General features: G+C 42.6%; 12 protein-coding genes. All 12 read left to right on the top strand.

Annotated features, from left to right (window positions below; genetic code table 11):
• The first annotated feature begins 23 nt into the window (after positions 1-23).
• The 12 genes from ychF to CRN97_RS08455 all read left to right on the top strand — a co-directional run bounded on the left by ychF (position 24) and on the right by CRN97_RS08455 (position 12,750).
• Positions 24-1,124 carry a redox-regulated ATPase YchF gene (gene ychF / locus CRN97_RS08505; RefSeq protein WP_044938340.1) on the top strand — a complete coding sequence of 367 codons (1,101 nt, stop codon included), beginning with the start codon at positions 24-26 and terminating at the stop codon, positions 1,122-1,124.
• 124 nt (positions 1,125-1,248) lie between these two features.
• The gene (locus tag CRN97_RS08500) at positions 1,249-1,485 is read left to right on the top strand and encodes a hypothetical protein (RefSeq protein WP_033154554.1); all 237 of its coding nucleotides are present in this window, start codon (positions 1,249-1,251) and stop codon (positions 1,483-1,485) included.
• Between the two features lie 104 nt (positions 1,486-1,589).
• On the top strand, positions 1,590-2,810 hold the full coding sequence (pepT, locus tag CRN97_RS08495; protein WP_097076568.1) for a peptidase T: 1,221 nt from the start codon (positions 1,590-1,592) through the stop codon (positions 2,808-2,810).
• Between the two features lie 3 nt (positions 2,811-2,813).
• Entirely contained in the window at positions 2,814-3,680 is an 867-nt protein-coding gene (locus tag CRN97_RS08490; protein WP_097076567.1) for a YitT family protein, read from the top strand.
• An 11-nt stretch (positions 3,681-3,691) separates the two neighbouring features.
• A complete protein-coding gene (gene udk, locus CRN97_RS08485) occupies positions 3,692-4,321 on the top strand; it encodes a uridine kinase (protein ID WP_074791927.1) in 630 nt (209 codons plus the stop codon).
• Between the two features lie 173 nt (positions 4,322-4,494).
• A complete protein-coding gene (locus CRN97_RS08480) occupies positions 4,495-5,262 on the top strand; it encodes an ATP-binding protein (RefSeq protein ID WP_097076566.1) in 768 nt (255 codons plus the stop codon).
• Between the two features lie 41 nt (positions 5,263-5,303).
• Entirely contained in the window at positions 5,304-6,494 is a 1,191-nt protein-coding gene (locus CRN97_RS08475; RefSeq protein ID WP_097076565.1) for a 2-hydroxyacyl-CoA dehydratase family protein, read from the top strand.
• Positions 6,494-8,044: a 2-hydroxyacyl-CoA dehydratase family protein gene (locus tag CRN97_RS08470; RefSeq protein WP_097076564.1), complete on the top strand. Its 1,551-nt coding sequence runs from the start codon at positions 6,494-6,496 to the stop codon at positions 8,042-8,044. Before CRN97_RS08475 ends, CRN97_RS08470 begins: the two co-directional genes overlap by 1 nt.
• A gap of 102 nt (positions 8,045-8,146) precedes the next feature.
• Positions 8,147-8,938: an acyl-CoA dehydratase activase gene (locus CRN97_RS08465; RefSeq protein WP_044938319.1), complete on the top strand. Its 792-nt coding sequence runs from the start codon at positions 8,147-8,149 to the stop codon at positions 8,936-8,938.
• Positions 8,938-9,096, top strand: a complete 159-nt coding sequence (locus CRN97_RS14150; RefSeq protein WP_177175605.1) for a hypothetical protein — start codon at positions 8,938-8,940, stop codon at positions 9,094-9,096. The genes CRN97_RS08465 and CRN97_RS14150 overlap by 1 nt, the downstream gene beginning before the upstream one ends.
• Positions 9,096-9,806 (top strand): carbon monoxide dehydrogenase, encoded by a 711-nt coding sequence (locus CRN97_RS08460; RefSeq protein ID WP_097076563.1) that lies wholly within the window; start codon positions 9,096-9,098, stop codon positions 9,804-9,806. The genes CRN97_RS14150 and CRN97_RS08460 overlap by 1 nt, the downstream gene beginning before the upstream one ends.
• 61 nt (positions 9,807-9,867) lie before the next feature.
• Positions 9,868-12,750, top strand: coding sequence for an FAD-dependent oxidoreductase (locus tag CRN97_RS08455; RefSeq protein WP_097076562.1), 2,883 nt, complete (start codon positions 9,868-9,870; stop codon positions 12,748-12,750).
• The last annotated feature ends 1 nt before the right edge of the window (position 12,751 follow it).

The raw sequence follows: 12,751 nt of genomic DNA, 5'->3' as shown, positions 1-12,751 counted from the left end.
TATATAGAAGGAGATAAATTACCATGAAATTGGGAATCGTAGGTTTACCAAATGTTGGCAAATCAACTTTATTTAATTCACTTACAAAGGCAGGAGCACTTGCAGCAAACTATCCATTCGCTACAATCGACCCTAATGTTGGTGTCGTATCAGTTCCAGATAAGCGCCTTGATGAGCTTACAAAGATGTACAACTCTAAGAAGACAGTTCCAGCTACAATCGAATTCGTTGATATCGCTGGTCTTGTAAAGGGTGCATCAAAGGGTGAGGGACTTGGAAACCAGTTCCTTGCAAACATCCGTGAGGTAGATGCAATTGTTCACGTTGTTCGTTGCTTCGAGGATGCAAATGTTGTTCACGTTGATGGCAGCATCGATTCTCTTCGTGATATCGAGACAATCAACCTTGAGCTTCTTTTCTCAGATATGGAAGTTATGGAGCGTCGTTACTCAAAGACTGAGCGCAGCGCTCGTATGGACAAGACACTTCAGAAGGAAGCTGCTATGCAGAAGCGTCTTCTTGATCATATGGAAGCTGGCAACATGGCAAAGACATTCGAGCTTAACGATGAGGATGAAGAAGCATACTTCAAAGAGTACAACCTTCTTACTGCAAAGCCAGTTATTTACGCTGCTAACGTAGAGGATGAGGATCTTGCAGATGACGGCGCAAACAATAAAAACGTTCAGGCTGTTCGCGAGTACGCTGCTAAGGAAGGTTCAGAGGTATTCGTTATCTCAGCTCAGATTGAGCAGGAGATTTCTGAGCTTGAGTCAGAGGAAGAAAAGCAGGAGTTCCTTGAGGCTATGGGACTTGAAGAGTCAGGTCTTGATAAGCTTATCACTGCTTCTTACAGACTTCTTGGTCTTATCTCTTATCTTACATCAGGAGAGGATGAGACACGTGCTTGGACAATCAAGAAGGGCACAAAGGCTCCACAGGCTGCTGGAAAGATTCACACAGATTTCGAGCGTGGATTCATCAAGGCAGAGGTTGTTAGCTATGACGACCTTATGGCAAACGGATCTATGACAGCTGCAAAGGAAAAAGGCCTTGTACGTATGGAAGGTAAGGAATACGTAGTTGCCGATGGTGATGTAATCACATTTAGATTTAATGTATAACAAATTGTGAATTATGTGGGAAAAATCCTTGATTTATCAGCATAGCTGTTGATAAATAGATTTTGTTTGATATTATATTGATAAAGATAGTTAACAGTTTGTTTTTACCCATAAGGAGGTATTTATGAAACTTACTAATATTAAGGACACAGAAGCATTTTTTAAGGTTATCGATAGCTGCCAGGGAAAGGTAGAGCTTGTTACAGGTGAAGGTGACAGACTTAATCTTAAGTCAAAGCTTTCTCAGTTTGTTTCACTTGCAAATATCTTCCAGGCTGATGAGAGCATTCCTGAGCTTGAGCTTATTGCATACGAGCCAGACGATGCAAAGAAATTATTGGAGTTTATGATTAACCAATAATCACATTGAAAAGAGGAATGAACATTCCGAATTAGAAAGAAAAAGGTTCTCAGTGTACGCTGAGAACCTTTCTTAAAGTTTATAAATAATATTGGAGATTAGTTATGCGAGCTTATGAAAGACTACTAAATTATGTAAAGGTTTACACAACCAGTGATGAAGAGAGCACTACTGTTCCTTCAACTGCCAGACAGTTCGATTTGGCACACAAGCTAGTAGAGGAGCTTAAAGGCCTTGGCATCGAGGAGGCAAAGGTAGACGACAAGTGCTACGTTTATGCAAGCATCCCAGCTACAAAGGGATACGAAGACAAAAAGGCAATTGGATTTATTGCACATATGGATACTGCACCAGATTTCTGCGGTGAAAACGTAAATCCGATAATCGAGGAAAACTACAACGGTGAGGATATCGTTCTTGGCACATCTGGTAGAACAATCAAAGTATCAGATTTCCCACATCTTAAGGAATTAAAGGGACGTACTTTGATCCACACAGATGGAACAACACTTTTAGGCGCTGATGATAAATCAGGTATTGCCGAAATCATGACATTTGCAGAGGAGCTTCTTGCAAGTGATGAGCCACATGGTAAGATTTGCATTGCTTTCACTCCTGATGAGGAGATTGGTGCTGGTGCAGATCATTTTGATGTTGAGTATTTTGGCGCTGACTTCGCATATACGGTAGACGGTGGCGAAGAAAACGCAGTAGAGTACGAGAACTTTAATGCAGCTGAAGCAAAGATTAAATTCAACGGTGTAAACATTCACCCAGGTGATGCAAAGGACATCATGGTAAATGCAGCACTTGTTGCTATGGAGTTTAATTCTATGCTTCCACCAACACAGACACCTAGCCAGACAGAGGGATACGAAGGATTCTTCCATCTTCTTGATATGTCTGGAGATGTTGCAGAGGCAAAGCTTTGGTACATTATTCGTGACCACGATGCAGATAAATTCGAAGAGAAGAAAAAGGTTATGGAGCATGCTGCTAATATCATCAATCAGAAATATGGTGAGGGCACATGCGAGCTTAACATCAGAGACCAGTATCAGAACATGCTCGAGATGATCAAGCCTCACATGTTCCTTATCGATTACGCTTTCGAGGCATTAAAGGATGCTGGAGAGAATCCAAAGGCTGTTGCTATCCGAGGCGGTACAGATGGCGCACGTCTTTCATTTATGGGATTACCTTGTCCAAACCTTGGAACAGGTGGCTACAACTTCCATGGCCCAATGGAGCACATTACAGCGGAGGGCATGGATACCGTAGTCAAGGTACTACATGGTATTACAAGCAAATTCGCGGGGGAATAAAACATGTCTTCAGAGAAGAGAAAAGAACTATTTGTGGATATTCTGATGGATGCACTATCAGGCTTGTGTATTGGTATCGCAATTTATAACTTTGCTGCAGATGCCAAGTTTCCATTGACCGGGCTTACTGGTATTGCAATGATTTTCTATCAGTACTGGGGATGGAAAATCGGTCTTATGACAATCATAATGAACATTCCACTGATAGTGGTTTCATATAAAGTTTTGGGGCGAAAGTTTCTTCTTAAAACTTTCAAGACTATGGCCATAGGCACTGTCATGATGGATTTTGTGGCACCCCTTATACCTAAAATAGAGATTTCAAATATTCTTTTGAATGCTCTGGTGGTAGGTGTGTTTACTGGATTGGGTTACGCTCTTGTTTATATGCGCAACTCATCTACAGGTGGTGCTGATTTTATCATGATGCTTATCAAGGCAAAGAATCCACACATGTCACTTGGTCGAATCTTTTTCATAGTTGATGTGGTTATCATTGTAATCGACACAATCGCATATGCTCATTCATTTGAAGCGCTGTGCTATGGTTTTGTGATCAGCTATGTAGGTTCACTTGTTGTGGATAAGGTAATGATTAATGCCGATTCAGGTATGATGTGTATGATTGTTACCAACAAAGCAGAAGCAATTGCAGATGCTATTGATAAAGCAGTTGAGAGAGGTACTACAATCTTCACTGCAAAGGGCGGATACAAAGGCGATGAGCGCCAGGTATTGATGTGCGCCTGCTCAGACAAGCAGATGTATCAGGTCAATCGTGTTGCAAAAAAGATTGACGTGGACGCATTTATTGTCATAATGGAATCAAAGGCAGTATATGGTGAGGGGTTCAAGAGATTTAAACCTTAAGGAGTATAGAAATGTCAGAAAAGATTTGCGTTCTTGGTGTAGCAGGAGGATCTGCTTCAGGCAAGACTACAATTATCAAAAAGCTTCAGGATTATTTTGGAGAGGACATTGCGGTTATCAGCCATGATGCATACTACAAGGCACATCCTGATATGTCATTTGAGGAGCGTAGCAAATTAAACTACGATCATCCAGATTCATTTGAATCAGATAGAATGGCAGAGGATGTTAGAAAGCTTATCAAAGGATATGCTATCGATATGCCAGTTTACGATTACGTAAATCATAATCGTTCAGAGGAGACAATCCGAATTGAGCCAAAGACAGTTATTGTCATGGAGGGTATCCTTATTCTTGAGAACAAAGAGCTTAGAGATTTGATGGACATAAAAATCTTTGTTGATACAGATGCTGATGAGCGTTTAATGCGTCGTATCCAGCGCGATATGATTGAGCGTGGACGTAGCATCGAATCAATCATTGGTCAGTACAGCGAAACTGTAAAGCCAATGCACGAAGAGTTTGTTGAGCCTTCAAAGAAGCATGCAGACATCATCATTCCACGTGGAGGAGAGAACGCTGCAGGTCTTGATATGCTCATCACATACATGAACAAAAAGCTTCATGAGGAAGAAAACTAAATAGACATTTATGCAATGTGCGACTTGTGCCACAGTGGTTTTTGTTGATAAGGACGAAAATCGCTGTGGCACTTTTAATTTCTTTAATTTGGAATATCCCTATGCTAAAATTGAATAGTAATTGATAAAAAATTATCAATTATGGAGTATTTATAAGGGAGAAATAATTAATAATGGGAAACAAACCAATAGTGTTGGCTGTTGCCGGTAAGGGCGGAGTAGGCAAAACTTCGTTAGCTTCGGTGATGGTCAAGTTGTTAGTGGAAGCTTATCCAGACAAACGCATTTTAGCAATCGACGCTGATCCAGCGGTGGGGCTTTCGACAGCGCTTGGAGTAGAACCAACTCTTACTCTTGATGATATCAGGAAAGAGGCAGTGGAAGCTGCGGAAAATGGTGATACCAAGGCAACTGTAGAAGTGCTTGGGGAAGCAAGATATCGTATTTTCGATGCTATGGTGGAAATGGAGGGCTTTTCTTTTATTGCAATAGGAAGACCGGAGGCTGCTGGTTGCTATTGCAAGATCAATACTTATCTCAAGGAAGTAATCTCTTCAGTTTCAGACAATTTTGATTACATAGTAATAGACGGAGAAGCCGGGATCGAGCAGATTAACCGTCGCGTTATGGAGAAGGTGACACACCTTATCCTTATTACAGATTCTAGTAAGAAGGGCTGCGATGTAGTTAAGACAATCAAGAATGTGGCTGACAATCTTGTTATGTACGACCAAATCGGAGTAGTTGTTAATCGTGTCCCATCAGAGGAAGTTTTGGAATATATGGATTTAGGAAATATTCCACTTCTCGGATGGATACCTGCAGATGCCAACCTTACCGAATGTGATCTTAAGGGGAAATCGGTGCTAGGAATTCCAGGGGAATCACCTATTGTGGTTGAATTAAGAAAAGCATTAGCAAATATTGGAATTATTAAGTGAGCAGGTAACTATCAAGCTCTTAGACTAAAGGGAGAAAATATATGAAGGATTTAAAGCATCTTATATATTTTGAGAATCTTTTAATGGATGCTGATAATGACCTGGTGAGAGCGGCTCAGGCTGAGGGCCGTGTATGCGTAGGTAGTGTGTGTTATCAGATACCAGAGGTTCTCATGAATCTAGGTAATTGCTTTACCGTGAGACTTCGCGCGCCAAGAACTGGTTCTATGGAGATGGGAACTTACTATTTGACCAGTTTTTTGTGCGAGTATTCAAGAGCATTGCTTGAGCGTGCAATTGAAGGGGGATATCAGTTTTTGGATTGCCTCATCGCGCCAGATGGTTGCACCATGATCAACAGATGTGTTGAGAATATGGAGCTTCTTAAAATGAACGACAAGGAGCACTTTTTCTACAAGTATCTAGAGGTTCCAATGAAGGCTGATGATAATGGATTAAACCTCTATGTAGGTCAGTGCCGTTCAAAGATTTTGGAGCCGCTGCATGAAAAGTTCGGAGTGGATATTTCCGATGAGGCACTTCGTAAATCCGTAGAAAATTACAACAAGATTTGCCGAATCATTACCGAGCTGGGCAATTTCAGAAAAGAAGAAAAACCTCGTATCACTGGATACGAATTCCATATCATCACAATGTGCACCTATGTGTGTCCACAGGATTTGCTCCTTGAAAAGCTTGAGGAAACACTTGAAGAAGTAAAGAATCGTGTGCCAGATGAAAAATGGCCATATCGCGCCAGAGTAGCGGTTGTCGGTTCAGAGGTAGACGATATCGATATGATTAAGCTCATCGAGGAATCAGGGGCATATGTATGCGCAGATAGATTCTGCTTTGGCTCGTTGCCTGGCCGTGAGGAAATCATTCTCAATGATGAGGAGGATGTGCTTACTCAGATTTGCCGTCATTACATGATGAGCTGCATGTGCCCACGTCACATGGATACTCCAAAGATGAATCGACGCCGTGAATACGTTGATGAAATTGCAAGGGAGTACAAGGCAGACGGAATCATCTATGAGCAGATGAAATTCTGTGATCCATGGGCTTATGAAAGAATGGTAGGAAGCCATGTTCTTCGCGATGAATATGGTTATCCAGTGCTTACAATCGATAGACCATATGCGGTGGGTTCATCGGGACAGATTCGTACCCGTGTCCAGGCCTTCGTGGAAAGTATCGAAATCAAAAAGATACAAGGAGGTAGACACTAATGGGAAAAGCAGTAGGCAGCTCAAAATTAGGAGAGCTTTATAGCGGTGATAAAAAGGTTTTTAAACACCGCGAGTGGAGAGGAATCAGGGATACCTGGTACGACTACACCAGATGGCTTGGAATCATAGCTATGCTTGGAAAGTTTATGCTCCACCCAAAGAATGTAAAGGGATTTTTCAGATATCGTTGGATGCTCAACTATTTGGCAGTTCCAATGATGATTGATAAACATTCCATGGGACTTCGCGGAGCGCAGCTTCGTATTTGTCGAGAGGAATACGATTTAGTTGCATCGGACGTTGCAAAGCTTTTGACAAAGATTTTTTCAATGGATAGAAACCTTGGCGCAAGCCCAGAAAAGTCAAAGCATGTAGTTCTTATGGATGAAAACGAAATGACCAACATCATGTGTGGTTTCCCAAATCTTGAGGGACTTAGCTGGGAGACAGCAAGCTGTTATGTATGCGTTCTTCTTCAGGGAGATGCCATGACACATTATTTGGATGTTGTTCAGGAATGTGGTATGCCAGGTGATGTTTGTCCTATGCCTGCATCTGAGGCTGGCATATGTATTGATGGGGATATGCCTGTTTTTGGTAAGTGTGCAGTTCAATGTAACACTACTTGCGATGGTTCGCTTATGGGAAATGGTGTTATTTCAAGAGCACTGGAGCGAAATGGCATTCCAGTTCATCAGCTTGCCACACCACTTCGTCACACAGAGCCTGGTGTTCAGGAGTATGCAGCCCAGGAGGTTAGAAATGCCATAGCCTTCATCGAAGAGCAGACAGGTGAAAAGTTCGATTGGGATTATTACTTTGAATGCGCTAAGCGAATCAACATAGGTGCCCGCGAATGTACTGAGTGGCTTGAAATCACAAAGACAGATTATCCACAGGTTATCGGAAACAACATCCTGCTTTATCGCGAGACAGAATATATGGCCATCGCTGGAAAGGTTCCTGCATTTGCCAAGCTTGATAAAAAGATTACCAAGATGGCAACAGAGGCATACCAGAAAAAGACAATGCTTGCAAAAGAGTATCGTCATCGTGCAGTTATTTGGGGCGTTCAGTCACAATTCTACACAGACTTTGTTGCATGGCTTTTGAACTGCTGGGGAATTCTTCCAATGTTCGACATGCTCACAATGGTATCTCTGGATCCTATTTCAGAGGACGACAAGGAACAGGCCATCTACGACATGGCACATCAGTATGAAAACATGATTATGAGAAATCGTACTCATGGTGGCTATGAGGTGCTTCTTGATGACCTTTGGAGATACTGTGAGGAATTCCGTGCAGACATGGTTATTCTTTGGGAGCACATCGCCTGCAAGGCACTTGATGGTATGCATGGTATGTTCGAAGAGCAGGCAAGAGAACACGGTATCAAATTAGTTTGGGTAAACCATGACCTTTATGATCCACGTGTCATTCCAAGAAAGAATCTTCGACAGGACGTAAACCGCTACATGCGCTCAGTCCTTCGCGAAGAGCCACTGGACCCAACGTTGGAGGACTACGACGATACTAATTTATGGTAAACGGAAATGATTTTACAAACTTGATTTGTAAAATCGTTTCCCACGACGCAGCCTTGCGAAGCAATTATAATGGCTGCGTCTTCCCGAAAGGAGAATAAATATATGAAATATTTTGGTGGATGTGACTCAGGTAGTACATATACTAAATGTGTCATTATAGATGAGAATGGAAAAATGGTGGCGGACGTCACCTTAAAGAGTAGGATAAATGCTGTGCTATCTTGTCAGGATGCCCTTGATCAGGCAGTGGCACAGGTGCCAGATTTAAATAGTGCAGAGGATTTGACTTATCTTGTAGGTACAGGATATGGCCGTAACAAGGTTCCTTTTGCAGATGAAAATATCTCAGAGATTAGCTGCCATGCTATGGGTGTCCATGTGGCTGACCCAACAGTAAAGGCTATCATTGATATCGGTGGTCAGGATGTAAAGGGAATAGCAGTTGATACTGATGGAACAGTTCTTAATTTTGCCATGAATGATAAGTGTGCAGCAGGAACAGGTCGTTTCTTTGAGGCCATGGCTAGAGCATTTGAGATGGATTTGGATGAGTTCTCAAATCTTTCTCTCAAGGCCAAGAATGTCATTCCAATTACAGCTCAGTGTACCGTATTTGCGGAGTCAGAGGTAATCTCTCTTGTTGGAGAGGGAAAGCCAATGGATGAAATTGCAGCAGGTATTGAGCTTTCAGTTGCAAAGAGATGCTTTGTAATGTCTAAGAAGGCTGGTGCCACAGATAAGATTACACTTACAGGTGGATGCGCAAAGAATGCAGGACTCAAGGCTGCCATCGAGCAGGTTCTTAAGCTGAAGGTTATAGACCTTCCAATTGACCCACAGCTCATGGGTGCACTTGGTGCAGCTGAGTTTGCTCGCAAGAAAGGAAATAGATAATGTTGAAAGTTTTAGGAATTATCGCAATAGTGTTGATATGCCTTTGGATTTTATCCATGATAGTTTACTTTTTCAACCTGGATATGAAGCTCACAAGCGCATTACAGCCACTGCTTGCAAAGCATTACGATAAGATTAAGAAAGATAGAAAGATTTAATGAAGCTATATGATGAAAGCATTAAAGAGTTGCTTGCTGGATTAGATATTTCTAAGGCCAAGAGTCTTGATATCGTAAATGCGAATTGGACTGATGTGGGAGACCATAATCTAATTCTTAGAGCTGATATGGCTTATGAATTGGGAGGAGGTACTAATCCTGCAGTATCAGCTATGGCTGTTACCTGTAATGACGAATTCGTAAATGCGGATGAAGTTATTTTGATTGGTCCAGATTTAAATGAAATCAAAAACGACACGCCATACGCAAGAATAGCCATTGTGAAGGTGGCTGAGGAAAGCCTTGGGGATGGCAATGCACTTTATAATGCAATTAGAAAAATAGAATACGTTAGGTATCACATTAATCCTAAGGGGTACATGACACGCATCTCTGCATCAAACAACAGAGAGCCGGTACGAGTTGGCAAGGAAGCTCTCAATGAGGGATTAGATTTTGCCAAGGTCGGAAAGCTGTTCCTTGATACCTACCATGAAAACAAAAATATTGAAGCTGTAAAGCTCATATTTATAACTGACCCAGCTTTTGACTACAGGTCATTAGCTGAGCAGGCAAAGCATCTTGAAGATATCACTGGCGCAATAGATCATATCTTCAAGAATGTAATGATGGACTGCGGAAGCTGCTCATTGCAGAAGGTTTGTGATGAAGTGGAGGGCTTGCGTGAACTCCATTTCTCAGTTCATTAAATATTTAAATGAGGCAGTAGGCGTAACTGCCGGATTATAGTTAAGAAAGGGAGTATAGGATATGCCAGAAATGAGCAAAGTAATCGTTCCACCACATATGAACGATAAAGAGCCAAGCAAGAAGATTATTGAGCTTGGAAGAAAAATAACAGATGTAATGCCACACAAGATGTTTGGCGTTAAGGTAGAGGACCCAGAGTACTGGGGTCTTGCAGAAATCGTAACAGAGGAGATGGCTGAGGTTGGCCTTACAATGAAGGTTCGTCATCACTACACATTTGAGGATCTCTGCAAAATGAATCCTGAGAAAGCAAAGGATAAAGAGGCTTTCCAGAAGTTACTTGATGATATGTCATACATCGGACTTTTAGAGTACGATTATGGTAACCACTATGACCACAATGGACGTACAGCACCACAGTCTGAGAGAAGATATGTGCTTCCTATCTTTGTTCCAGGTTCTGCTGAGCTTTTCAACATGGAAGAGTCAGTTCCAGGTGAGCGTTCAAACAATAGAATTAAGCAGCATCCAGCTGTAGCATCATTCTTCGAGAGAATGACATACATTCCACTTGATGGTTTGACACACCTCATCCCACCAGGCGGCGCTGGTGTAGGTATGCACGTAATTCCTGTTGAGAAGGCTATCGAGTTCGAAAACGAAAAGGTAGACCTTGAGCAGATTTCATATTGGCTCAAGAAATACGAAGGCCATATCGGTGTAGGCCAATGTTCATGCCGTGTATCACGTGCCTGCCTAGAAGAAGGTTGCGGTGATGACGAGATGAACTGGTGTATCGGTCTTGGTGATTTCGCTGACTACTGTCGTGAGACAGGCAAGGGCCACGATATCACATACGAAGAGGCTATGCGCATCGTTGAGCGTGCTGAGACACTTGGCTTCGTTCACCAGATTACAAACATCGATGGTGAAAACAAAATCTTCGGTCTTTGCAACTGTAACGTAAACATTTGTAATGCCCTTCGTACATCACAGCTTTTCAACACACCTAATATGTCACGTTCAGCATACACAGCTCACGTTGAAGCTGAGAAGTGTGTGGCTTGTGGTAAGTGTGTTGAGTACTGCCCAGCAGGCGCTGTTAAGCTTGGTCAGAAGCTTTGCAAGAAGGATGGTAGCGAGGTTGAATATCCAAAGGTAGTTCTTCCAGACAGAGTTCACTGGGGCAAGGATAAATACAACGAGAATTATCGTGATGACAATAGAAAGAACTGCTATGACACAGGTACAGCTCCATGTAAGGTAGCATGTCCTGCACACGTATCTGTTCAGGGTTATGTAAACATGGCAAAGAATGGCCGCTATGATGATGCTCTTGCACTCATCAAGAAGGATAACCCATTCCCAGCTATCTGCGGTCGTGTATGTAACAAGAGATGTGAGGCTGCTTGTACACGTGGCACTATCGATGCACCAGTTGCTATCGATGATATCAAGAAGTTTATTGCTGAGCGTGATCTTCATGCTGAGACAAGATATATTCCACCAATCGACATCCCTTCAAACCGTTTAACACAGTGGGATGACAAGATTGCAATCATCGGTTCAGGCCCTGCAGGTCTTTCATGTGCTTACTATCTTGCAACAAAGGGTTACAAGCCAACAGTATTCGAAAAGAACAGCCGTCCAGGTGGTATGCTCACATGGGGTATTCCAACATGGAAGCTTGAGAAGGATGTTGTTGAAGCTGAAATCGATGTTATCCGTCAGCTTGGCGCCACGATTAAGTGCAACGTTGAAGTTGGTAAGGATATCACACTTGATGAGCTTCGTGCTCAGGGCTACAAGGCATTCTATATAGCAATCGGATGTCAGGGTGGTAAGATTCCACCAATCCCTGGAACAGACGCAAAGGATGGTATTGATATCGCTGTTACATTCCTTCACAAGGCACTTGAAGACCAGAGCCAGAAGATGGAAGGCAACGTAGTTGTTGTCGGTGGTGGTAACGTAGCTATCGACTGCGTACGTACAGCTGCTAGATTTGGTGCTGGCAACCCACAGATGTTCTGTCTTGAGTCTAGAGACGAGATGCCAGCTAATAACTCAGAAATTACAGAGACTCTTGAAGAAGACATCGCAATCAACAATGGTTGGGGTCCAAAGGAAGTTCTCAAGGATGCTGATGGCAATGTATCTGGTATCGTATTCAAGAAGTGTACATCTGTATTTGATGCTGACCACAAGTTCAATCCTCAGTACGATGAGAATGACACAATGACAGTAGAGTGCAAGCACATCATCTTTGCTATCGGTCAGGGCATCGAGTGGGGCGGACTCCTTGGTGATGGAAAAGAAAAGGTAGAATTCTGGCACGGTAATTATCCAGTAGCGGACAAACTTACATACCAGACAGCACAGCCAGACATTTTTGTTGGTGGTGATGTATATTCTGGTCCTAAGTTTGCTATCGACGCTATCGAAGCTGGTAAGTGTGCAGCAGATTCTCTTCACAGATTCGTACAGCCAGGCTGCTCTATGACAATCGGTAAGAATCGTCGTGACTTTATTGAGCTTGACAAAGACAACATTCTTGTGGAAGAATATGACACAGCGGGCAGAAATGAGCCAGCTATAGATACAAGCATTGATATGAAGCATTCATTCCGTGATGCTCACCTTACACTTACAGAAGAGCAGGTAAAGGCTGAGGCTAGCCGTTGCTTAAAGTGTGGCGCATCAGTTGTTGATGAGAATAAGTGTATCGGATGTGGTGTCTGCACAACTAAGTGTGCCTTCGACGCTATCACCCTCCACAGAACTCATCCAGAGTGCACACACATGGTTAAGTCTGAGGATAAATTCAAGTATATCGGTGCTTATGCAGTAAAACGTGCGGCTAAGATTGCATTCTCGCGTAAGACTGACGCGGAGAAGGCTGCAGAAAAGGCCCACAAGGAGTATAAGAAGGGTAATAAGTAAT

It is taken from the genome of Pseudobutyrivibrio ruminis DSM 9787, from assembly GCF_900218035.1.
Classification (GTDB): Bacteria; Bacillota; Clostridia; order Lachnospirales; family Lachnospiraceae; genus Pseudobutyrivibrio; species Pseudobutyrivibrio ruminis.
Note: the sequence above shows the minus strand (reverse complement) of the source record. Positions and strands in the feature narration are given on the sequence as shown.